This is a genomic window from Streptomyces sp. NPDC092296 (assembly GCF_044755465.1).
In the GTDB taxonomy this organism is placed as follows: domain Bacteria; phylum Actinomycetota; class Actinomycetes; order Streptomycetales; family Streptomycetaceae; genus Peterkaempfera.
This window is the reverse complement of record NZ_JBIVRB010000002.1, coordinates 366907-389710: the sequence shown is the minus strand read 5'-3', so window position 1 is coordinate 389710 and position 22804 is coordinate 366907. Positions and strand designations below refer to the sequence as shown.

At 72.4% G+C, this 22804-nt stretch carries 14 protein-coding genes; 7 read left to right on the top strand and 7 right to left on the bottom strand.

All coding sequences use genetic code 11. From position 1 onward, the window contains the following. Window positions 1-8 precede the first annotated feature (8 nt). Window positions 9-1364, bottom strand: coding sequence for an aminotransferase class III-fold pyridoxal phosphate-dependent enzyme (locus ACIQGZ_RS09310; RefSeq protein ID WP_402600412.1), 1356 nt, complete (start codon window positions 1362-1364; stop codon window positions 9-11). Window positions 1365-1490: 126 nt separating this feature from the next. Next, window positions 1491-2048 carry an amino acid synthesis family protein gene (locus ACIQGZ_RS09305; protein WP_402600411.1) on the bottom strand — a complete coding sequence of 186 codons (558 nt, stop codon included), beginning with the start codon at window positions 2046-2048 and terminating at the stop codon, window positions 1491-1493. A 314-nt stretch (window positions 2049-2362) separates the two neighbouring features. Here ACIQGZ_RS09305 and ACIQGZ_RS09300 point away from each other — a divergent pair, with 314 nt between their 5' ends. The 3 genes from ACIQGZ_RS09300 (at window position 2363) to ACIQGZ_RS09290 (ending at window position 5462) form a co-directional block, all read left to right on the top strand. Further along, the gene (locus ACIQGZ_RS09300) at window positions 2363-3568 is read left to right on the top strand and encodes a cytochrome P450 (protein WP_402600410.1); all 1206 of its coding nucleotides are present in this window, start codon (window positions 2363-2365) and stop codon (window positions 3566-3568) included. A 393-nt stretch (window positions 3569-3961) separates the two neighbouring features. Further along, window positions 3962-5017 carry a type III polyketide synthase gene (locus tag ACIQGZ_RS09295; RefSeq protein ID WP_402600409.1) on the top strand — a complete coding sequence of 352 codons (1056 nt, stop codon included), beginning with the start codon at window positions 3962-3964 and terminating at the stop codon, window positions 5015-5017. Window positions 5018-5195: 178 nt separating this feature from the next. Further along, window positions 5196-5462, top strand: a complete 267-nt coding sequence (locus tag ACIQGZ_RS09290) for a hypothetical protein (RefSeq protein ID WP_402600408.1) — start codon at window positions 5196-5198, stop codon at window positions 5460-5462. 294 nt (window positions 5463-5756) lie between these two features. On the opposite strand, the gene ACIQGZ_RS09285 is transcribed toward ACIQGZ_RS09290, so the two are convergent. After that, window positions 5757-6407: an HD domain-containing protein gene (locus ACIQGZ_RS09285; protein ID WP_402600407.1), complete on the bottom strand. Its 651-nt coding sequence runs from the start codon at window positions 6405-6407 to the stop codon at window positions 5757-5759. A gap of 215 nt (window positions 6408-6622) precedes the next feature. Continuing rightward, window positions 6623-8542, bottom strand: coding sequence for an RICIN domain-containing protein (locus ACIQGZ_RS09280; protein ID WP_402600405.1), 1920 nt, complete (start codon window positions 8540-8542; stop codon window positions 6623-6625). Between the two features lie 245 nt (window positions 8543-8787). On the opposite strand from ACIQGZ_RS09280, the gene ACIQGZ_RS09275 reads away from it, so the two are divergent. Further along, complete coding sequence (locus tag ACIQGZ_RS09275; protein WP_402600404.1) at window positions 8788-9822, top strand: LacI family DNA-binding transcriptional regulator; 1035 nt, start codon at window positions 8788-8790, stop codon at window positions 9820-9822. On the opposite strand, the gene ACIQGZ_RS09270 is transcribed toward ACIQGZ_RS09275, so the two are convergent. Then, a complete protein-coding gene (locus tag ACIQGZ_RS09270) occupies window positions 9806-10462 on the bottom strand; it encodes a response regulator (protein WP_402600403.1) in 657 nt (218 codons plus the stop codon). The genes ACIQGZ_RS09275 and ACIQGZ_RS09270 overlap by 17 nt on opposite strands. Next, on the bottom strand, window positions 10459-11610 hold the full coding sequence (locus ACIQGZ_RS09265) for a sensor histidine kinase (protein ID WP_402600402.1): 1152 nt from the start codon (window positions 11608-11610) through the stop codon (window positions 10459-10461). Before ACIQGZ_RS09265 ends, ACIQGZ_RS09270 begins: the two co-directional genes overlap by 4 nt. Before the next feature lie 120 nt (window positions 11611-11730). Here ACIQGZ_RS09265 and ACIQGZ_RS09260 point away from each other — a divergent pair, with 120 nt between their 5' ends. The 3 genes from ACIQGZ_RS09260 (at window position 11731) to ACIQGZ_RS09250 (ending at window position 13872) form a co-directional block, all read left to right on the top strand. After that, complete coding sequence (locus tag ACIQGZ_RS09260; RefSeq protein WP_402600401.1) at window positions 11731-11907, top strand: hypothetical protein; 177 nt, start codon at window positions 11731-11733, stop codon at window positions 11905-11907. Between the two features lie 76 nt (window positions 11908-11983). Further along, a complete protein-coding gene (locus ACIQGZ_RS09255) occupies window positions 11984-12883 on the top strand; it encodes an ABC transporter ATP-binding protein (protein WP_402600400.1) in 900 nt (299 codons plus the stop codon). Continuing rightward, window positions 12880-13872, top strand: coding sequence for an ABC transporter permease subunit (locus tag ACIQGZ_RS09250; protein WP_402600399.1), 993 nt, complete (start codon window positions 12880-12882; stop codon window positions 13870-13872). Before ACIQGZ_RS09255 ends, ACIQGZ_RS09250 begins: the two co-directional genes overlap by 4 nt. 57 nt (window positions 13873-13929) lie before the next feature. Here ACIQGZ_RS09250 and ACIQGZ_RS09245 read toward each other — a convergent pair whose 3' ends face one another. Next, window positions 13930-22800 carry a hypothetical protein gene (locus ACIQGZ_RS09245; RefSeq protein ID WP_402600398.1) on the bottom strand — a complete coding sequence of 2957 codons (8871 nt, stop codon included), beginning with the start codon at window positions 22798-22800 and terminating at the stop codon, window positions 13930-13932. Window positions 22801-22804: the final 4 nt, after the last annotated feature.

Below are 22804 nucleotides of genomic sequence, written 5' to 3'. Positions count from 1 at the left end.
TGTCGCGCTCACCCTACGTACTGCTCGTCGGCCAGCTTCAGCACGTCGTCCAGGACGTCGAGCGCGAGGTCGATCTCGGAGTCCCGGATGACGAGCGGCGGTGTCAGCCGCAGGACGTTGAAGTTCGCGGTGAGGTAGAGCCCGCGCTCCATCGCCGCCTTGAGCAGCCGCCCCACGGGCGCCGCCGCAGGGCCCTTGGCGTTGAACGGGACCAGCGGTTCGCGGCTCTCCCGGTCCTTGACCAGTTCGACCCCGTAGAAGAGGCCACGGCCGCGGATCTCACCGATGCTCGGGTGCTGCTCCGCCAGCCGGGCCAGGCCGGCGCCCAGCCGCTCGCCCATCGCCTTGGCGTTCTCCACCACGTGCTCGTCCTGCATGATCTTCAGCGAGGCGACCCCGGAGGCGCAGGCCAGCGGGTGGCCGGCGTAGGTCAGGCCGCCCCAGAACATGTTGTCCTTGAGCCAGTCGGAGATCCGCGACGAGACGGTCATCGCGCCCAGCGGGACGTAGCCGGAGTTCAGGCCCTTGGCGGTGGTGACGATGTCCGGCACCACGTCCCAGTGGTCGCAGGCGAACCAGGTGCCGGTGCGGCCGAAGCCCGCCATCACCTCGTCGAAGATCAGCATGATGCCGTAGCGGTCGCAGACCTCGCGCAGCGAGCGCAGATAGCCGTCCGGCGGGTAGATCAGGCCGTTGGTGCCGGTGACCGGCTCGATGATCACGGCGGCGACGGTGTCGGGGTTCTCGTACCGGAGGATCTCCTCCAGGTGGGGGCCGCCGGTGCAGACCGGGCACGGGTCGGGGTGCCCGGCCGGGCAGCGGTAGGTGTACGGGTCGAGCATGCGCACCACGCCCGGCATGCCGGGCTCGGCGGACCAGCGGCGTGGGTCGCCGGTCAGCGAGATCGCCCCGTTGGTGGCGCCGTGGTACGAGCGGTAGCGGGCGATGACCTTCTGACGGCCGGTCACATGGCGGGCCAGCCGGATCGCGTTCTCGTTGGCGGCGGCGCCGCCGGTGGTGAAGAAGGTCATCTTCAGGTCGCCCGGGGTCAGCTCCGCCAGCATCTCGGCCAGCTCGGCGCGGGAGCGCTCGGCGAAGCCGGGGCCGATGTAGCAGAGCTGCTCGGCCTGCTGGCGGATGGCCTCGACCAGGCGGGGGTGCTGGTGGCCGAGGTTGAGGTTGACCAGCTGGGACTGGAAGTCGAGGTACTTGCGGCCCTCGTAGTCCCAGAACCACGATCCGGCGCCTCCGGCGACCGGGATCGGGTCGAGTGCTCCCTGCACGGACCAGGAGTGGATCACATACTCCCGGTCGGCCTCCCTGACCCGCTGGCCGGTCCAGGTATCGCTGTCGGTGACGGTCAATGGACTGCTCTCCCTGTGTGCGTCGTCTCGCCTGCTGCGTCGTCTGGCCTGTTGCGTCGTCTGGCCTGTTGTGTCGTCTGGGGCCTCGGAGTCCGGCGGCCGGCAACGGCCGCCCGACTCGGGCGCCTACTTGGTCTCGGCGCCGAAGGTCGCGAGGCGGGCCAGCGGGCGGCCGGCGTTGGCGGCGGCGCAGATGACGAGGATCTCCCGGGGCCGGGGCACATCGGCGACCTGGAGCGTCACCGTCTGGTGGTGGGAGCGGGTCTTGGCGTCGAGCTTGTGCTTGAGGGGGATGTCGATGGGGCTGCCCGGCAGGCCGACCTTCTCGGCGGCGGGCAGCAGCTCGGTACCGCCGGCCGCGTTGCGGAAGACATTGCCGAAGCGCAGGTTGTGGATGAGCGCGGACCCGTGCTCGACCTCGCCGTCGATGCCGACCAGGGCGGCCTTGCCGAACGCCTCCACCTCGCCGCCCAGCAGTTCCACGCACGGGGGGCCGACCAGCAGACCGATCTCCTCGCCCAGCTCGTCGGCGAGGGTGACCAGGTCCTGGACGTAACCGCTGGGGTAGGGGTTCTCGATCACCGCCCCGACGAAGGCCACCCGGTGGACCGGGTCGACCGGGCGGCCGTTCTCCAGCCGCGTCTCGTCCACATGCTTGATGATCTTGCGGATGCGAATGCTCACAGCTCTCCCCTGGGGACGATCGAACCAGCGGTTCATTTAGCGAACCGTTGGTTCATATCCTGAGCACGGGTGGCAGGGGTGTCAAGAGATCCGGACGCAGCAGTACGGGTGACCCGGGCGTCGAAGGCGGAGGGGGGCGGCCGCCGGTACGCCTGCGGCGTCCGGGCCGTCCAGGGGCCGAGCAGCGCGGATGAATCCGGGGTGGCATACGGAGCATTCCCGTGTGCACGGTCGACGGGACGGGTACCGGTGCCCCGTCCGGCACGTACGCCCCCTGATCAGCCTCGTTCAGAGTTCCAGACCCGGAGATCCGCATGTCCACCGGTTCGAGCGTCCACAACTGCCCTTTCGACTACGCCGAGGCTCTGGAGTTCGATCCGGTGCTCAGGCGTCTGATGACCGAGGAGCCGGTCGCACGGATCCGGCTGCCGCATGGTGAGGGGGATGCCTGGCTGGTCACCGGCTACGACGATGTACGGACGGTGACCACCGACCGGCGCTTCAGCCGTCATGCCGTCGTCGGCCGGGACTTCCCCCGGATGACACCCGAGCCGATCGTCCAGGACGAGGCGATCAACGTCATGGACCCGCCCGCCAGCAGCCGGCTGCGCAGCCTGGTCTCCAAGGGCTTCGCCCCGGACCAGATCGACCGGATGCGGCCGCGCATCCGAGCCGCCGTGAATGAACTGCTGGACCGGATGGCGGAGCAGCGGGACGTGGCCGACCTGATGGAACACCTGGCCGGGCCGCTGCCGCTGATCACGATCTGCGAGGTCCTGGAGATCCCGGCGGCCGACCAGGGACAGCTGCGCGCCCACGCTCGGACGATGATGGACATCGGTATCGACAACCGGGCCGCCGCAGTACAGGCCAAGGCCGACCTGCGGAACTACTTCACGGCCCTGACGGCGCAGCGCCGGGCCGACCCCGGCGAGGACCTGATCAGCGTGCTGGCGACGGCCCGTGACGGCGATGAGATCCTGGACGACCGGGAACTGGCGGTCATGGCCATGGTCCTGCTGATCACCGGCCAGGACACGACCACCTATGAACTGGGAAACCTGTCGTACACCCTGCTGACCCGGCCCGAGGTGCACACCGCGCTGCGTGAGCGCCGCGAGGAGCTCCCGCAGATCATCAATGAGCTGCTGCGCTTCATCCCGTTCCGCAAGGGGGTCGGCATCCCCCGGGTGGCCACCGAGGATGTGGAGCTGAGCGGGGTGACGATCCCGGCGGGCGACATCGTGCACGTCTCGTATCTGACCGCCAACCGGGACGGCCGCAAGTTCGACCGCCCGGACGAGCTGGATCTCGACCGCACCAGCCCTCCCCATATGACCTTCGGCTGGGGCGCGCACCACTGCCTCGGTGCACCGCTCGCCCAGGCCGAGATCGAGACCGCGATCGGGACGCTCCTGGACCGCTTCCCCGGGATCGCCCTGGCCCGGCCCGCCGAAGACATCAAATGGAACACGACATCGATCTGGCGCTATCCCCTGGCGCTGCCCGTCAGCTGGTGAACCCCGTCAGCCGGTGAACCCCGTCAGTTGGTGAACCCCGTCAGTTGGTGAATCGGGGCAACCCGCCGGCCCGGACGCGCCGCAGCAGTGGCGGACGCGTCCGGGCCGAGTGACGTCCGGGACAAGTGACGCGGGCCGAGTGACGTCCGGGGTCGACATGCGTTGCGGGCACGCCTGCCGTAAATTGATGAAGTCGGCTAGAAGAGCAGCTCGCGAGTGGTCCGTCCGGTCCCAGAACGGGAATCTCCCTGATCCGTGATGATCTGTGACCGGCCTTTCGGGGAATCCCCCTCCGCATGTCTGCGTCCGCAGTGCCTACCGCCTACGGGTGAGCGTTTGGGTCCCGGACCGGCGAGGCTACATGTGGGGCCGCCCTCCGTTAGGAGAGATCCCATGGCAGTTCTGTGCAAACCGGCCATAGCGGTGCCCGAGCATGTCATCACCAACGAGGAAACCCTCGAACTGGCGCGGAGGCTGCACGGCGATCATCCGCAACTGAACCTGGCTCTCAGCCTGATCAAGCACACCGGAGTGCAGAAGCGGCACCTGATCCAGCCCATCGACACCGTGCTGAAGCACCCCGGCCTGGACGCCCGCAGCATCGTCTACGAGCGGGAGTCCAAGGCCCGCGTGCCCGCCGTGGTGCTCCGGGCACTGGAGCACGCGGAGCTGGAGCCGCAGCAGATCGACCTGATCATCTACGTCTCCTGCTCCGGCTTCATGATGCCGTCGCTGACCGCGTGGCTCATCAACACCCTGGGCTTCCGGACGGACACCCGGCAGCTGCCGATCGCCCAGCTCGGCTGCGCGGCGGGCGGGGCGGCCGTGAACCGGGCCCACGACTTCTGCACGGCCTACCCCGACGCCAACGTCCTCATCGTGGCCTGCGAGTTCTGCTCCCTGTGCTACCAGCCCACCGACCTGGGCATCGGCTCGCTGCTGTCCAACGGCCTCTTCGGTGACGGGGTCGCCGCCGCGGTGGTCCGGGGCAAGCGGGGCACCGGGATGAGCCTGGAGCGCAACAGCTCGTACCTCATCCCGCACACCGAGGAGTGGATCTCCTACGCCGTCCGCTCCACCGGCTTCCACTTCCAGCTCGACAAGCGGGTGCCCGGCACGATGGAACCGCTCAGCCCGGCGCTGCGCACCGTGGCGGAGGCGCATCAGTGGAACGTCAGCAAGCTGGACTTCTACATCATCCACGCGGGCGGTCCGCGCATCCTGGACGACCTGAGCCGCTTCCTCGATGTGCCGTCCGAGGCGTTCCGGTTCAGTCGGGCCACCCTCACCGAGTACGGCAACATCGCCAGCGCGGTCGTCCTCGACGCCCTGGCCCGGCTGTTCGACGAGCAGACGGCCGTGGACGGCCACCACGGCATGCTGGCCGGCTTCGGACCCGGCATCACCGCCGAAATGTCCCTGGGCACTTGGACGGCGCCGGGCAGCTGACCAGCGGACACTTACCCGGTCCGGGCGGCCGCCGCGAGCTGATCTCCACCACCGCCGCCGCCTGGCCCGTGTCTCCGAAACCCGCCCCGCTCCCGCTCGCCGCCGAAACGCCCAGTGAGGGAACCCGCTACAGGCGATACGCTCGGCTTCCGGTCGGCTGCGATCCTGCGGAGCCTCAGTGACGGTGTTCGATTTCTTACTCATCATGCTTTTTTCCTGGATGGCCTGGTCCGTACGACGGATGCACCATTTGCCGTCCTGGCGCCGCCGGCTCCCCCTGGGGCTGCTGGCAGCTTCCGCGGTTTGCTCGCTTGCCCTCACCCACGTCAACGCCACCGCCCTCCCACTTCGCTGGCTGCCGGCCCTCATCGCGCTGACCTCCTGGGCCGTGAGCCTGTTCGAACGCAAGTCGGCAGCTCAGCGGCCTGCCGGAGCATCAGCGTGAAGCAGGTCGAGCCCGGCGCCACCGGCGGGCGGGAAAGTGAGTTCTGGGAGACCAGGCGCTCGCCGAAGCCCTCCTGGAGGCGGCCCCGGACGCCTGGCAAGCCGTCACCGGTGACGCGTGGGACCAGGACCAGCCCTTCGACTACGAGACCGGTTCCCACGAGGCCGGCTGGCGGGGAGAAGCAGCGGAGCCGGCTGTGCAGTGCGTCGCCCCGCCGTGCCCACCGCTCCGGTGGGCCGTTTCGCATCCGTGTGGTCGCCGGGACCGGTGCGTCCGGCACGCCGGGCGGGTCGGTCACTCCGGCCAGGGGGAGTTCCGGACCACCTCGACAAAGTCGCCACGGACGAAGCCGGGGGTGAAGTGCTGTAGGACGTCTGCCTTGACGTTGCCGAAGGTGGTCTCCGGCTTGGGGGCGATGCCGTCGGTGAAAGCCTGCAGGATGCGGCGCTTGAAGTCCGGACGGGGGTGCAGAGCGGTGATCTCGGCGCGGTCGCCGTCGCTGATGTCGTGGTAGCCGATGCCCAGGACGTCGTACTCGACACCGGCTGTGACCAGCGCGACCTCCGGTTCCATGAACTCGGGGATGCCGGGGGTGGTGTGCAGGGCGATGGCCGTCCACACCCGGCGGATGCTGTCCTCGGGCACTCCATGGCCATGCAGGAAGCGGCGGGCCTCGTCGGCGCTGTCCACCTCGAAGCGTCGGCCGCTGCCGTGGAACCGCTCGCCCAGGCCCAGGTCGTGGAACATCGCGCCGATGTAGAGCAGTTCCGGATCGAAGCTCAGGTCCCGGTGGCGGCCTTGCAGGCTGCCGAACCAGAAGACCCGCCGGGAGTGGTGGTAGATCAGCTCGCCGGTCGTGTCGCGGACCAGCTCGGTGGCCGCTGCGGCGAGCTTGGTGTCCGGCACAGCCACCCCGGCGGCGAAGGATGATCCCTGAACGGCCATGACGGCGGCCTCCTCGGTGCGAAGGGCCTGTCCCGGCCCTGCTGTCTCCATCCACACTGACCCGGACGCCGCCGTGCGGCCATCGCTGCGACGACAGGGAAGCCCATGGCTGCGGACACGCCCGCCGTACGACGGTACGAGCCGCCGCTGCCGCTGCCGGGCAGGCACGCCCCACCGACCGCGCGCGGTGGCGGTGGTGGGGCGCGGCGGCCGGGTCAGCCGGCGGTGGTGAGGCGGAAGGACTGGGCGGGGCCGCCGGTGCAGTCCCACTGCTGGAGGCGCGCGCCGTCGGCGGTGGAGACGTCGGTCACGTCCAGGCACTTGCCGCTGCTGCGGGCCGTGAGGGTGTAGCTGCCGTCGGCCTGCTGGACGGGCTTGAACTGCTGGTTGGCGCCGCCGCCCCACTGCCAGGTCTGGATCTTGGCGCCGTTGGCGGTGGAGTTGTCGGTGACGTCCAGGACCTGGCCGGTGGCGGCCGCGTTGCGGTTGGTGACGCGGTAGTAACCGCTGTCGGTGGCGGTGAACTGCCACTGCTGGTTGCTGCCGGTGCCGCAGGCCCACTGCTGGACGGCGGTGCCGTTGGCGGTGCCCCAGTCGGCGGCGTCCAGGCACTTGCCGGAGTTGGCGTTGGTGATCTTGTACCAGGCGGCGGTGCTGATCGGGCCGCCGGGCTGGGTGGGCGGCGTGGTCGGGCCGGTGGCGGGGGCGCCCGGCCAGGTGAAGGTGGCCACGGCGCCGGCCGGCAGGTCGTAGCTCAGCGAGCGGCCGTTCTCGGTGACGGAGAAGTGCTGGGCGGAGGACGTGGCGTTGAGGACCAGGTCGCCACGGGAGCCGTCGGCGTTGAGGAAGGCGACGTTCTGCAGCCCGCCGCTGCCCTGGCTGGTGGAGCCGATCCGGTGGGCGCCGGGCCGGGCGAACTTGGAGATCTGGCCGAGCAGGTAGTACTCGGCGTTCTTGGTGTACGTACCGTTGGAGATCTCGACGACGCCATTGCAGGCGGTGCCGCAGTTGCCGTACTGCGGGCCGCCGTTCGCGTCCAGCGCCAGGTTCCACAGGACGACGCTCTGACCACCGCTGCGCAGATTGCGGATGACCAGGTTCTCGGTCTGCCACTTGAGCGTGTCGGCGAAGGTGGCGGCCTTGTTCGCCGAGTCGGTGCCGGAGCACTCGGTGAACATCACGGCCTTGCCGGTGTTCGCCACCGACTGCTCGGCCTCGGGCTGGCCGCCGTAGCAGTGGAAGGCCGCACCCTTGAGGCGGGCGATGCCGCTGTCCTGGGAGAGGACGGAGAGCGGGAAGCTGGTGTCGTCCCAGTTGTGGTCGTACGCGAAGATGTTGGTGGGCAGACCGGCGGCGGTGAGCTTGGTGTCGAGGACCTTGATGAAGTCGGCCTGCTGGTTGGCGGTCATGCCCATGGAGGGGTAGCCGGTCTGGAACTTCGGCTCGTTCGCCACGGTGAGGTCGGTGATCGGTGCGCCCGCCGCCTGGTACGCCTGGACGGCCTTGACCAGGTAGTCGGCGAAGTCACCGTAGTTCGCCGGCTTGAGGCTGCCGCCGTTCAGCGAGTTGCTGTCCTTCATCCAGGCGGGTGCGGACCATGGCGTACCCATGATGCGGATGGCGGGGTTCACTCCGCGCGCCTGGGTGATCGCGGGCAGGATCTCGCGCTGGTCGCGGGCGATGCTGAAGGAGCCCCGGGTGTCCTCGTAGGAGTAGAAGGGCTGCTGGGCGATGAAGTCGGAGGCGCCGAGCGGTTGGCGCAGGTAGTCCAGGCCGATGCCGCTGCCGGTGCTGAACAGGTCGTTCATCAGGGTGGCGCGGGTGGCTGAGTTCAGGCCCGCGACGAGATGGGCGGCGGACTCGGTGAAGGACGCGCCGAAGCCGACCAGCGGCTGCTGGACGTCGGAGGCGTCGATCCTGATGTCGGTGCTCTGCGGGCTGCCCGAGGAGAAGGCGGCGTCGGCGCTGCGGGCGAGCTTGCTGCTGCCGTCGGCGGTGGTGATCCAGACCTGGGCGGTGGTGTCGGCGGCGTGCGCGGTGCCGGCGGTGGCCAGGCCGGCGCCGGCCAGGGCGAGCGTGGCCGCGACGGCGGCCAGCCTGCCCCGGTGGGTACGGGAGCGACGGAATCCGTGCATGGTGCGGCTCCTAGCGGGGGGTGAGGGGAGCCTCAGTCGTAGGGCCGGATGTCCGCGAGGCTCCATCAGGCGTCGGTGCTACCGGTGCCGATCACATGAAACTTAATGTAACAATTTCTTGGGATTCTCTCGGTCGGTCATAGGAAACGGCTTAGTTGACGTAGTGTCAAGGGATTGAACGCCGAAACCATGGCCCTGTCGCTCTCGTTCGGCAATGAAGTCATGAAACAAAAAGGGTGAAACAAATGGGTAGGCCGAGGTCGTCGAAGGTGACGGTCCGGGACATCGCCGCTGCGGCGGGGGTCTCGATCGCCACCGTCTCGCGGGTGATGAACGGCCGGACCGCCGTGAGCGCCGAGACCCGGGAGGCGGTGCAGAGTGCGATCGAGCGCCTCGGCGCCCCGCAGGCACGCGGGCGTACCTCCGGCAGGCCGGGGCGCGACGTGTTCGTCCGCTGCCCCTACCTGCTCACCGACTACTTCGGCATCATCGTCTCCGCCGTGGCCGAGACCCTGGAGCTGTACGGCCGGCAGGTGATCCTCAACGCCGGTGACGCCGTGCTGGACTCCGATGTCCTCACCGGGCTTCCCGACCGGGCGCAGTTGGGCGGCGCGATCCTGATCATCCCGCCCGAGCCGGCCCACTCGCTGGAGACGCTCAGCCGCCGGGACTTCCCGTTTGTGGTCGTCGATCCCCGGACGCCGCTGCCGCGCGACATCGCCGCCGTGTCCGCCGCGCACTTCTCCGGCGCCCGGAGCGTCACCGCGCACCTGGTGGGCCTCGGGCACCGGCGGATCGGGATGATCGGCGGCCCCGGCGAATGGCTCGCCAGCCGGTCGCGCCTGGCCGGGCACGCCTCCGCCCTCTCCGAGGTGGGGGTGCTGCCGTCGCCCGAACTGTGCAGCAGTGTCGAGCCCACCGCCGACTGGGGTTACAGCGCCGCCGCGCGGTTGCTTGACCTGCCCCAGCGCCCCACCGCCCTGATCGCCTTCAACGACAAGGCCGCCGTCGGAGCGCTGCGCGCGGCGTACGACCGTGGACTGCGGGTGCCCGAGGAGCTGTCGATCGCCGGCTTCGACGATGTCTACCTCAGCAGCAGCACCGTGCCGATGCTCACCACCGTCCGCCAGCCGCTGGGCGAGCTGGGCAGGATGGCCGTCAGTCTGCTGATGCGCCTGATGGAGGGGCATGCCGTCGAAACCCTGCACGTCGAGCTTGCCACGGAGTTGATCGTCCGGGGCTCGACGGGCCCGGTGCCGCCCGCTAGGCGGAGTGGATGAGGCGGCTCTCCCAGGCCCAGGCGGCGATTTCGACCCGGTTGCGGGCGCCGAGCTTGGCCTGGGCGCTGGCCAGGTGGCTCTTGACCGTGCTGAGGGAGATGAAGAGTTCGGCGGCGATCTCCTGGTTGGTGCGGCCCCGGGCGATGGCCCTGATGACCTCGAGTTCCCGCTCGGAGAGCGGCTTGGCCGGGCGGGACGCCTTCGACGGCTTGGCCGGTGCCAGGTGTCGGAGGAGCCGGACGGTGACCGACGGGGAGATCAGCGCCTCGCCGGTGCTCGCGGCCCGTACCGCCTCGACCAGCAGGGTGGGGCCCGCGTCCTTGAGGATGAAGCCGACCGCCCCGGAGCGCAGCGCGCCGTAGACGTACTCGTCCAGGTCGAAGGTGGTGACGATGACCACCCGCAGCGCATGGGCGACGCCGGGGCCGGCCAGGGCGCGGGTGACCTCGATGCCGTCCAGGCGGGGCATCCGGATGTCGACCAGGCACACATCGGGGCGCAACCGGCGGGCGGCCTCGATGGCCTCGGCGCCATCGGCCGCCTCGGCGACCACGGTGATGTCGGGCTGGTCCTCCAGGATGAGGCGCAGTCCGCTGCGGACGATCGCCTGGTCGTCGGCGATCAGGACCCTGATGGTCACCGGTGCTCCCCCGCCGCGACGGGCAGGGTGGCAAGGACGGACCAGCCGGTGTCGGGGCGTGGGCCGACCCGCAGTGTCCCGCCGAGCGCCTCGACCCGCTCGCGCATCCCGATCAGGCCGAAGCCCCCTCGGTGCAGGTGGCGGGCCGCGCCGGGTGCGGCGTCGTCGGTGATCGCCACGGTGATGCCGAGCGGGTCGCGGTCCACGTCGACGGTGGCCAGCCGGGCATGCGGGGCGTGTCGGGCGATGTTGGTCAGTGACTCCTGCACGATCCGGTAGACGGTGCTGGTGACCTCCGACGGCCAGGGCGCCGCGTCGGCGGGCAGATTGAGGCGGACGGCGGGGCCGTGCCCCTCGAAGCGGCGGACGAGTTCGGTGAGCCGCTCCGGCCCCGGTGTGATCCCGGGCCCGTCCTCGGTGTCCCGCAGCAGGCCGACCACCCGGCGCATCGCGGCGAGCGCGTCGGTGCCTGCCTGCTCGATGCCGGTGAGGGTGCCGTCCAGCGCCTGCGGGTCCTTGCGGCTGACGATCCGGGCGGCCTGCGCCTGGAGCACTATGCCGGTGACGTGGTGGGCGACGATGTCGTGCAGTTCGCGGGCGAGCAGCAGCCGTTCCTCGCGCCGCACCGCCTCGGCGGCGGCGTGGCGGCGGTAGTCGAGAAACCGCAGCCCGCACCCGGTGGTCAGCGCGACGGTCCAGCCGAGCATCGCGAGTTGGAACGGGCCGTGCCAGGCCCCGGACCCCGGTTCGATGGTCAGCCAGTCCACGGCCATGGCCGCGATGCCGCCCGCTGTGATCCCGGCCGCCGCGCGCAGGGGCAGCGTCCTGATCGCGCTGCCGCCGAGCACGAGCAGCGCGAGGGTCGCGGCCGCGCCGGGCTCGCGGGGCAGCTCCGCGAGCCTGGCGACCAGGCCCGCACCTGCGGCGACCGCGATGCCGGCGACCGCCGCCCACACCCGGTGCCGGGCGCGGAGCAGGGCGGCCGCGCTGACCGCCAGGCCGACGCAGCAGTCGAACGCCCACTCGCGGCCGTCGCGGGCGATCCGCCAGGAGAAGAAGGCGAGGACCAGGGCGAGGACCAGGGCAAGCGCCAGGTTGGCCACTGTCCACAGCCGTGTGTTCGGCCGATCCGCCGTGTTCACGCTCACGCGGACCAGGCTACGTGACCGCCCCGGTGCGGCAGGAGTGGCCGAAAGTACGATCCGCGTCGCGGCCCGCCCGTACTTTCGGTGGATGTCGGGTCCGGCCGTGCGCCGCAGGCTGAACCCATGACCACATCACCAGCGTTCGGCCTGATCGCCGCGTCGGATTCGCCGGGCGTGCACTACAGCCCGGTGTTCTACCTCCTCTGCGGCGTCGTGGTGCTCGCCTGCTTCATCGTCTTCTTCACCGTCGGCCGCTTCCTGCTCCGGTTCCTCGACCGCCGGCGCGACGGCTCGGCGTGATCCCGGTGCCCGGCGCCGACCCGCTCCCACCGCTGTACCGAGGTCCGGTCCACCGGGTCTCCGACGAAGGAAAGACATGACTCCAGTACTGGAAGCCGACCGGCTGGGCAAGCGGTACGGCCGCCGCCATGCCCTGACCGACTGCGAGCTGAGCATCCCGCAGGGGCGGGTGGTCGGCCTGGTGGGGCCCAACGGCGCGGGCAAGTCGACGCTGCTGCAACTGGCCTGCGGGCTGATCGCGCCGACCTCGGGCAGCATCCGCGTCCTGGGTGGCCGGCCGGCCGCCGACTCGGCGCATCTGGCGAAGGTCGGCTTCGTCGCCCAGGACACCCCGGTGTACGGCGGGCTGTCGGTCGCGGAGCACCTGCGGCTCGGGGCCGGGCTCAATCCGGGGTGGGACGCGGCGCTGGCTCGGCGGCGGATCGAGCAGGTCGGGCTGGACCCGGCGCAGAAGGCGGGCCGGCTCTCCGGCGGTCAGCGGGCCCAGCTCGCCCTGACCCTCGCCACCGCCAAGCGGCCGGAGCTGCTGATCTTCGACGAGCCCGCCGCCGCGCTCGACCCGCTGGCCAGGCGCGGGTTCCTGGAGAACCTGATGGAGTCCGTCGCCGATCTCGGCGCCGGCGCCATCCTCTCCTCCCATCTGATCGCCGATGTGGAGCGGGTCTGCGACTACCTGGTCGTGCTGTCCGACTCCCGCGTGCAGGTCGCCGGTCCGGTGCGGGACCTGCTGGCCGGCCACCGCCGGTTCACCGGCGGTCGTGGCGATCTGGCCGAGCTGCCGCCGGGGGTCGAGGTCATCCAGACGGAGCGCACCCCGGACGGCAGCAGTCTGGTGGTGCGCGCCGACCGGCCGCTGCCGCCGGTCGGCCTGCTGGTCGAGGAGGTCGGGTTGGAGGAGCTGGTGCTGGCCTATATGTCCCGGGCGGGCGGTCCGGCCGCCCGTCCCACCTCGACCCGCTCGGAGGTGCCGCGATGATCTGGCTGACCTGGCGCCAGTTCCGTACCCAGGCGCTGGCCGCGCTGGCCGCCGTGCTGCTGCTCGGGAGCTATCTGGTGACGCTCGGGGTGCAGATCCACCGCGAGCACGACCGGGTGCTCGCCCAGTGCCGCAGCCATGGCAACTGCCCGAGCCTGCTGGCCTCCTTCACCAGCCAGTACCACCTTCCGGTCACCCTGCTCGGGTATCTTCTGATCATCGTGCCGGGCATCATCGGCATGTTCTGGGGCGCCCCGCTGATCACCCGCGAGCTGGAGCTCGGCACCCACCGCCTGGTGTGGAACCAGAGCGTGACCCGCCGGCGGTGGCTGGCGGCCAAGCTGGGGCTGGTGGGCCTGGGCGCCATGGCCGTGACCGGCGTGCTCAGCCTGCTGCTCACCTGGGCGGCGAGCCCGTTCGACCAGGTCCAGGCGGACCGGTTCACGCCGATGCTGTTCGGTGCGCGCAACATCGCGCCGGTCGCGTATGCCGCCTTCGCCTTCGTCCTCGCGGTGGCGCTGGGGCTGTTCGTCCGCCGTACGCTGCCGGCCATGGCGCTGACCCTGGTGGTGTTCGCCGTCGTCCAGATCATGATGCCCGCCCTGGTCCGGCCGGGCATCGTCGCGCCGGTCAGCTCCTCGGTGCGGCTCACCCCGGCGGCGCTCGGCACGCTGGACTTCCTCGGGCAGTACGGGGCAATCGGCGGGCTGAAGGTGCCCAGCGGAGACTGGGTGGTGTCGACCAGCCCGATGCTGGACTCCGCCGGGCGGGACGTGGGCCACAGCGCCATGTACGCCGACTGCATCGACAACTCGGTGCAGTCCGCGATGCTCGCCTGCCTGGCCAAGGCGGACCTGCATGTGGAGGTGACGGAGCAGCCCGCCGACCGCTACTGGAGCTTCCAGTGGTACGAGTCCGGGATCTTCACCGCAGCCGCCGCCGCGCTGACAGCCCTCTGCTTCTGGCGCATCCGAGGCCGGCTCACCTGACCGCAGGCCCGGGGGTGCGGGCCGGAGGAGATCCCGGCCCGTGTCCCCCGGGTCTGGTTACTGAGAGGGGAGGGGATGGTGGCGCAGTGTGGTGCCGGAGTCGCAGGTGTCCTCGATGGCGGCGAGATGGGCTGTCGTGAGCGGGGCGGTCGTGGTGCCGTCGGGCAGGCCGAGGTAGCGCAGCGTCTGGTGGGTCAGCGCCGCGTCGTCGTGGGCGAGGTCCCAGTGGCGCTGGTCGGCGGCCCCGGGGGTGGCCGTCTCGGCCGTCGCGGTGAGGGTGATGCGTTCCGCGTGGCCCTCGGCGTGCACCATCCGTACGGTGACATGCAGTTGGTCCCCGGAGCGCGGCAGGGCGTAGCCGGCGTTGACCTGCCCGTCCAGGGCGCTCTGCACCCTGGCCCGCAGCTCGGCCAGCCGCGCGGGGGTGAGGCCCGGGGCCAGTTCGAAGGGGAGCGTCACGGTGAAGTCGCGGACCCAGCGGCCGTCGTCGGCCTGGAGACGGCGGACCGCCGCGCGGACCAGCGTCGGGCCGCCGGTCCCCGTACCGGGGCGGTCGCCGCGCAGGCCGACGGAGGGTGCCTCGATCCGGCGGTGCGCCCAGCCGGCCGGGTCGGCCGGTGCGTCCAGCGGGCGGGCGGCGCCCGGTTCGGTGTCCTGCGGCGCGGCCCCGGACTGGGCGGGTGCGGAGTCGAGGCCGGTGCTGGGGCTCGGGTCCGCCGTGGGGTTCGCCGGGGCGCGCAGGGACTGCTGAAGGTGCGTGAGGCGCTGCTGGAGTTCGCTCTCGCTGCGGCGGCGTTCCTCCAGCAGGTGTGCCGCGAGTGCCTGGCGGTCGCCGGTGGCGCCCTGCTGGAAGCGCTCGGTGAGTTCCCGGGCGGCGGTCGCGGACTTCAGGGCGGGCTTGAGGAAGCCCTCCGCCCTGCGGCGATGGGTCAGTGCGTCGGCCTCCCGCTTGGCCCGTTCGGCGGGGGTGGCGGTCGGCGGGATGCCCTCCAGGATCTTCCGGTGGATCTCCTCGGCGTTGTCGGCCTGGCGGCGCCGGTCGTCCGCCAGGTCCGACTCCTTGGAGGCGGCCAGCGCGGCGGGGTCGACGGTCCCGTCGGGGCGGTACCGTCCGTCGCCGTCCGGGTTGACGACGGCCTTCGGCCGGGGCCAGCCCGTGGGGGTGCCGCCCTCCGGGGACAGGTCGACGGGCAGTCCCGAGCCGAACTTCGCCTCCGGCCGGTACAGGCTGGACACCAGGTCGGAGAGGGCGTCGGCGTCGTGCTGGCGCAGCGCCCGCTGCTGGAAGTCGCCGCCGATCCGGGCCACTTCGCGTACCACCGAGAGCGCGATGCCCTCCCGGACGTCAGCGCCGTGGAACACCTCCTGCTCGAAGGAGACCTCGTGGGTACGCGCCTCGCCGGTCACCCCGGGATAGGTGTGGGTCCACCGGGAACGGGAGCCCGCCCCGCCGGTACCGGGGGCGTAGGCGGCGGTCCGTACCGGCTCCTCCTCCCCCGGCTGACGCAGCGCCTGCATGGTGGGGCGGTCCAGCGGGTGCAGTTGGTCGTGGAGGGAGACCCAGCCGCCGAGCCGCTCCAGCTCCTCGATGCCGAAGATGATGGTCGTCGGCCCGTAGCGGGTCTGCATCGGCTTGTCGTTGGCCTCCACCCGGAAGAACACGAAGTCGTCGTTGCCCAGGCTGGAGGTGTTGCTGGCGCTGCTCTTGCCCGACGCCAGGAAGCGCGCTCCACGCCGCGCCAGGTCGCCCTGCGACGACATCACGCCGCTGTTGGCGATGGCGTGGTAGGCCGGTGTGGCGTGCTTGAGGCGGTACGGGAGGTCAAGCAGCCGCTCGTACAGCGACCGGAACTCCGGCTGCGCCAGCAGGTCACGGGTGTCGGTGCGGAGGTTGTCCACATTGCGGCGGGAGAGGTCGCGGACGAAGGAGGTGCGCTGCTCGGGGGTGAGGCTGTCGAGGTCCGGGATCACGCTCTTCCACTGCTCGCCCGCCGGTACTTCGGCGTACGCCTTGCGGCCCCGGAACTGCCGGGCCGCGTCGCCCAGCGACCGCAGGGTGTCCGGGCTGACCGGCTTGCCGGGCCCCGACTGCCCGTCCTCGCCGTTCAGCGACCGATCGACGGTGTCCGCGAGGTTGCGGGCGGCGGAGGCGAGCGGGGCGTGCGCATCCCGCAGTGCGTAGGTGCCGCCGAAGGCGGCGGCGTCCTTGACGTACCCGCCCAGTGCCGTCGACAGCTCGTCGGCGGAGCGGCGGACCCGGGCGGCGTGTTCGGCAAGCCGCTCGTCGCTGCGGGCGGCGCCGGTCGCCGCGTACTCCCGCTCCAGGTCGGCCAGGTCGGATTCCAGCCGCTGCGAGCGGGTCCGGATGTCCTCCCCGGTCCAGATGACCTGGTCGCTCCGGGCGGCGGGGTCCTCCCCCAGGGCGGCGCGGGCCTTGGCGTCCAGCTGCTCGGCGCGGGTGTTCAGCTTGTCCGCGAGGTCGGCGTGGCCGGTGCTCGCGAGGTGGTCGACCAGGTGGTGCAGGTCGTGCTGCGACATCTCCTCGGCCACGGCGGAGGCCGTCGTGCTGCCACGGTCGGCGCCGGTCAGCTCCTTCCAGGTGTCCCAGGGGGTCTGGCCGCCCAACTTGCCCTTGGCGGGCAGCTCCTGCCACTTGCCGGCCCTGGTCCGCACCAGGCGCAGCGGCGCGTCGGACGGCGTGCCCTTCGGGCCGCGCTGACGGGTGGGCGGGGTGCTGCCGGACCGGGTCGCCTCGACGGGCGGCGGGGGCGACACCTGCGGGGCGGCCGGACGGTGCTCCCTGACCGGGGGCAGCGGGGGCGGCGGCGGGGGCGATACGTCGGCGTCGTCGGCGCGGGAGCGCTTGGGTGCGGACGGTCCGGGCTGCTGGGAGCCGCCCGGCTCATCGTCCGGGGCCTGCCGCTTCAGCCCGCCGCCGGCCGGGGCGGGCTCGGCGGTGGGCGGCCCGTCCAGCTCCATCGGCTCGCCCTGCGAGCCCCGGTGCGGGTCGGGGGTGTGCGGGCCGGGCGCCTGGGGGGCGGGCATCCGGGGGCCGGGGGCGTGCGGGTCGGGCGCCTGAGGGTCGGGTGTCTGCGGCCGGGAGGGCGGCTGGCTGTCGACGTCCATCGGGTCGCCGTCCGGGGTTGCCGGCTCCGGCGTACGGCCCATCGCGCCCTCTTCGACGCGTACCTGAGCATCGCCCAGCCGGACGGTGCCGGGCCGCTGGGTGAGGTCCCCGGAGGACGACACCGGGATGCGGCCCTCCCCGGGGCCGGGCACCTGGAGCCGGTTGGCGCTCTCGCTCGCACCCCGACCGTCCAACTCGGCCTCGGTCTTGGGGGCCATCATCTCGGCCAGCCCCGGCGGGACCAGGCCCGCCGCCTCCAGCACGCCGACGCCGCGCAGCACGTCCTGGGTGTGCGGGGTGTACAGCGCCTCGGGCGGCAGCTGCCCGTGGGAGACCCCAGTGAGCAGGTCGGGGTCCCTGGTGACCTGCGGATCGAGGAAGTTCTGAATCCACTGGTTGATCTTGTCGTCCCCGAACCGCAGGTTGGAGGAGTTGTTGGACAGCAGGTCGGTGATCTCCGCGATCCGGGCGGGCAGCTCGGCGGCCGGCAGCGTCATCGCCTCAGCGAACAGCGCCTCCGGGCGGTTGGCACCCGGGCCGGAGCGGGCGGTGTGGCCGCCGCTCTGCTCACCGACCAGCCGTACGTCGGCCGCGCCCTGGTCGGCAAGCCTAGACTCCAGCCCCGCCGCCTTGCCGGAGGCGACGGCCGCCGGGTTGCGCGCGGCGTCGGCGGCGGCACGGGCGGGCTTGACCCCGAGGCCCGTCCGGGCGTCGAAGTCCGCGATGGCCCGGCCCGCCAGCTGCTCGGTGTGGTCGAGGTCGGCCCGGTGCAGCCCGTCGCGCTCGCCGCCCAGGTCGGCGGCGAGCTGCCGCAGCTCATCCCGGGTGGGTGGCGGCGCCGAGCCGTCCCGCAGGGCCGTGGCGTGCCCGGTCAGCCGGTCGTGCACATCGCCGGCCGGGGTGTGGCCGACCCGGTCGAACGTACCGGCCAACCCGTCGAGCCGGTCCGCGAGGGCGGTCCGCGTCGCCGGGTCTCCCAGGTCGGCGTAGTCGGCGGCGCGGTCGAGCGCCGCCGCCGTGTCGTCCAGCTCCCGGTGGCCGGTGACGCCGTTGACCAGCGCCAGATCGTCCAGCGCCTGGCCACGGACCGCCTGCTCCAGCCGGTCGAAGCCGTCGTGGACGGCGGTGAGGTCCGCGTCGCCGGAGCCGAGCCGGTCGACGGCCGCCCGTACGTCCGCGAGCTGCGGCCCCAACGGACCGTCCAGGCCCTTGCCCGCCAGTGCGTCCCGCACCGAGTCGTACGAGTGCTGGGCGGAGGCGGCATCGGCGGACTGCTTTCCCGCCGCGAGGTCGCCGCCCAGGGCGGGCAGGCCGTAGAGGCTGTCGTAGTCGGGGCGGCCGTCGCGGTACGCGGCGAGGTCGCGGCGGAGCAGCGCCGCCGCCTCCGGGGTGCTGCGCCACTTCTTCTGCGCGTTGTGGACCCGGGCGCCGCTCAGCACCCGGTGCGGGTCCGCCGGGACGGTGCCGCTGAACTCCGCGAAGGCGTGTTCCGCCTGCTGCCGGCCCTGCGGGTCCAGCGTCCGGGCCTTGAAGACGGCGGATGCGACGTACTTGTGCAGCATGGTGTCCGCGATGATGTGGTTGCGGTTGACCTCGGCGTCCTTGAGGCTCACCTTGCCCTTGGCGTCCGCCGTCTGCGCCACCTTCTCGGCGTGCGGGTCGGTGTGCAGCGGGCCCGCCCGGTGGTCGGTGAAGTGGTCGGCGTAGACCTGCGAGACATCACTGCGCCAGTCGTCCGGAATCCGGGTGTCGTGCTCGCCGCTGCGCTTGAGGACGTCGAGCAGCAGTTCCTTGCGCTGCTGGTGCTGGGCGAGCAGCGCGGCGGTGTCCCCGTCGGCGAGGTTGGCGCGCTCGTACGCCTCCAGGTTCGCCCGCTGGGCCTGGAACTCGGCGGCTCCCGGCTGCCCGAGGAATTCCTCGACGGCGTTGAGGGCGTGCTCGGCGGCGATCGTGTGGACGTACTCGCCGCCGGCGCGGGCGGTCGCGGGGTCCTGCCGGGGCGCCGGGGCGGCGGAACCGGGGACGGGCGGCGGGTGCGGGGCGTCGCCGGGCGGGGTGGCCGAGGCCGTGGGCTGTGGGGATTCCGGGGCTGCCGGCTGCGGGGTCTCCGGTTGGGGGGTCTCCGGTTGGGGGGTCTCCGGTTGGGGGGTCTCCGGTTGGGGGTCCGCCGGGGGGACGTGGGGTTCCTGCGGTGTCCCGTCGACGCCCTGCGTGAACTCGCGGAACCCGTCGTACATGTCGTCCTCGGCACGGGCCGCCGCGACGGGGTTGGCCGGCTCGGCATGCACGGCGGTGGGGTCGGGGCCGTACAGCCGCTCCAGCAGCGGCACCAGCTCCGGTACGTTGCCGCGCACCCAGTCGGCGCCGTTGTTGCGGTCCTGGCCGGTGTACGGGTCCTGGCCGTGGTTGGTCCCCAGCCAGGCGTTGGTGACCTGGGCGAAGTACTCGTCCTCGTTCTTCGAGGAGTAGTTCCTGACCAGTTCGCCGTGCTCGTCGTGGCGGTTGGTGCCGTCGGGCCAGATGGCCTTCTCTTTCTGGCCGTCCCGGGTGTCGAAGCTCTGGGTGATGCCGGCCCGGTCCTCCTGGGTCAGGCCGTGGCCGTGGATGGTGTGCGCGAACTCATGAGTGGTGGTGGAGTAGCCGTCCGCGTAGTGGCCGCCGCTGCCGACGCTGGTGTCACCGCCGAGCAGGTTCTCCTCCGTCACGGCGGTGCGGCGCCCACCGGACCCGCGTACGTCGTCCCAGCCGCGCCCGGCACCGGCGGCGCCCACAGCGTGGGTGCCGCGCAGGTTGTGGAAGGCCGGGACATCGGTCATCCGGACGTCCTTGGGCACCACCGTCACCTGCGCGCCGTTCTTCAGCAGCCGGGCGGTGGTGTCGGGGTCCTGGAGCATCCGGGACACCTGGGCCTGTGCCTCCTGCCGTGCGGAGGCGGGCTGGTGGGCTCCTTCGGGTACGTGGACGAGCAGTTGGGCGGCGGTCTCGGCGAAGTCGCGCGGCGGCAGGCCGTTGCGCAGGCCGTCGACCAGGGTCGGGTCCTTGGCCAGCCAGCGCCGGTACTCCGGCTTGAGGGAGTCCAGGGTCTGCGCGCGCTCCTGCGGCGACATGCCGGGCAGGTCGCGGACCAGCTCCTCGGCGTGCGGTGGCTTGGTGACCACATGCCGCTGCTCGTGGCCGAGGGCCGCTGCCGTCTCCCTGACCTGGCCGGTGGCCCGCAGGCGGTCGAGTTCCGCCTGCCGCTCCCGCTGCTGACGGGTGGCCAGGTCCTCCCGCCGGTCGCCGCCGGATGCGGCGGCGGGCTGCTGCTCGCCACGCCCCGGGCGCGCGCCCCCGGGGCGGGCCCCGACGACGCCGATCGCGCCCACGGCCGCACCCTCGCTGCCCGGCCGGGGAGTGGGCTCGGTGGTGGTGCTGGGCGTGGGGTGGGCGGTGGGGGTGGGGGTGGTCGGCGTGGGTGTGGTCGGGGTGGGCGTGGTCGGGGTGGTGGGGTTGGTGGGGCCCTGCCGGGTGGGCGGGGTGGTGGCGGTGCTGGGCGGCGGAGTCGAGGACGCGGCGGGCGAGGAGGGCCGGGTGGTGGACGGGGCGGACTGGACCGGAGTGGACGCGGCCGGGGCAGGCGGCGGGGTCGGCACGGCGGGCGGCGCCTGCCGGGTGGGCGAGGGTGCCGGGGAGGACGGGTTGGGTACGGCCGACGGGGTCGGCGTCGTACGTCCCGAGAAGCCACCCGGGGACGGCGTCGAGGCCGCCGCCGGGCCCGGGGCAGCCGGTCCCTGGACCGGGGACGGGCGCAGCGGGGCGGAATGCGCCCCCGGGCCGGCGCCCTGCGAGCCGGCGGCCATGGATTCCCCGCTGCCGGACGGGAAGTTGGGGGACGCGGGCGCCGGTGCGGGTGTGCCGGAGGGCGGTTCGGCCGCCGGGGCCGACACGGGCGGCGTGCTGGTGGACGGTCCGGCCTCGACCGTGTCCAGTCGGGCCGTACCCACCCGGATGGCGTCCGGGTCGTGCACCCGCTGCGTCGGTGCCTCCGCGGCCCGGGGCGCGGTCCCGGTCTCGGGGACGATATGCGCCGAGGCTCCGCCGTCCGCGTACCGGGCCGCGGGCTGGGGCTCGGTACGCGGCGCCGTGAAGTCGGCCGTCGTGGTCTCGCGATGTGCGGCGACCGGGGCCGGGGCCGCCTCCGAGGAGTGGCCGGCGGGCGGATCGGTATGCACCGACGCCTCGACGACCGGGTGCGCCTCCGAGGCCGGGGGCCGACCCGCGCCCGCGGACTGCTCCAGGGTGGTCTCCGTCGCGGTGGGGCCGTGGTGTTCCGTACCGCCCGTCGCCAGGAAACTGTCCGGCCGCACCCCGGACGAGCCGTCCACCCGCTCAGCAGTGGGACCGCCGGCCGGTACGGCTGCCTCGGCAGACCGACCCGGCTCCGTACCGCCGGCCCACGTGGCGGCATCCGATCGCACACCGGACGGCCCATCCGAACCGACCAGGGAAGGGTCCGTAAACGACCGAGCCCCGGACGGCCCATCCGAACCGACCAGGGAAGGGTCCGTAAACGACCGAGCCCCGGACGGCCCATCCGAACCGAGCAAGGAAGGGTCCGTAAACGACCGACCCCCGGACGGCCCCGCCCCGCCGAGCAGGGAGGTGTCCGTGAACGGCAGCGAGGCCGACGAGGAGCCGCCGGCGGTCGTGGAGTCCGGCCCGGCGTACTCGGATGCCAGGGATGCGCTCCCGTCGGGCGTCGAGCCGAAGGGCACCAGGCCACCGGTGCCCGTCTCGCCGGAGACCGGCGGCGCGCCATCCGTGCCCAGCCCCTTGTACGCCGAGCCCGAGCCCGCGCCGGCCGGGTCGGAGAAGATCGTCTTGCCGCCGCCGGCGGCCCCGCTCCCGACGTTCGGCATGTCCACCTTGGGCGGCCCGGAGAAGTGGGTCTTCGCCGCGCCCGCCGCAGCGTGCGCCCCGACCCCGCCCGCGCCGTTCAGCCCGGAGCCGAGCAGGCTGTCGCTGTCGACCTCGCCGGTGGTGATCAGCTGGGTGCCCACATCGGTGCCCACGCCCACGGCCGCGCCGGTCGCCGCCCGGCCCGGCAGACTGCCCATGGCGTTGCCCAGACCCACCTTGGAGCCCGCCGCGCCCACGCCCTTGCCCAGGCCGTGGCCGAGCGCGCCCGCGACGGCGCCGCCCTCGATGTTCTGCCCCAGCTCCTTGAGGTCGATGCTCTTGCGGTGGCCCTCGGCGACCTCGATGGTCTGCGCCATCAGGTTGACGCCGCCCATGATGGCCGCCTGCTTGGCGGCGTGCTGGAGGGCCTCCTTGAGCAGGGTCTTGAGGATCTGCTGCACCACCGTGCGGCTGATCCCGACCGCGATGGGGATCTCGGCCAGCGAGGCGCCGAAGGTGAACGGCGCCTCGGCCTCGGCGGTCGCGATCTCGAAGGCCAGGATGACGATCTGGGCGATGATCTGGATCTTCGCCGTCTCGATCGAGTTGGCCATCTGCTCCAGCATGTCGCCCAGCCCGGCACACGCCTGCGCGGTGCCGGGGAAGTACCCGGGGGCGCCGTCCGCGCCGGACGTGTACGCGCTCCAGTAGGTGGCCAGCGCGTCCGCCGCCGCTCCCTGCTGCCCATCCAGCGCCCGCTGGACGGTGGAGTCCGCCGCGCGGCCGGCCTCCTCCAGTTGCTCACCGGCCTGGCGCCAGCGGGCGGCCATGTCGCGGAGCTGGTCCTCGTCACCCTCCGGCCACCGGGTGCCGGAGAGCAGCATCAGGACCCACTGAAGGGGCTCGGGTACCTCGACTGCCATGGTG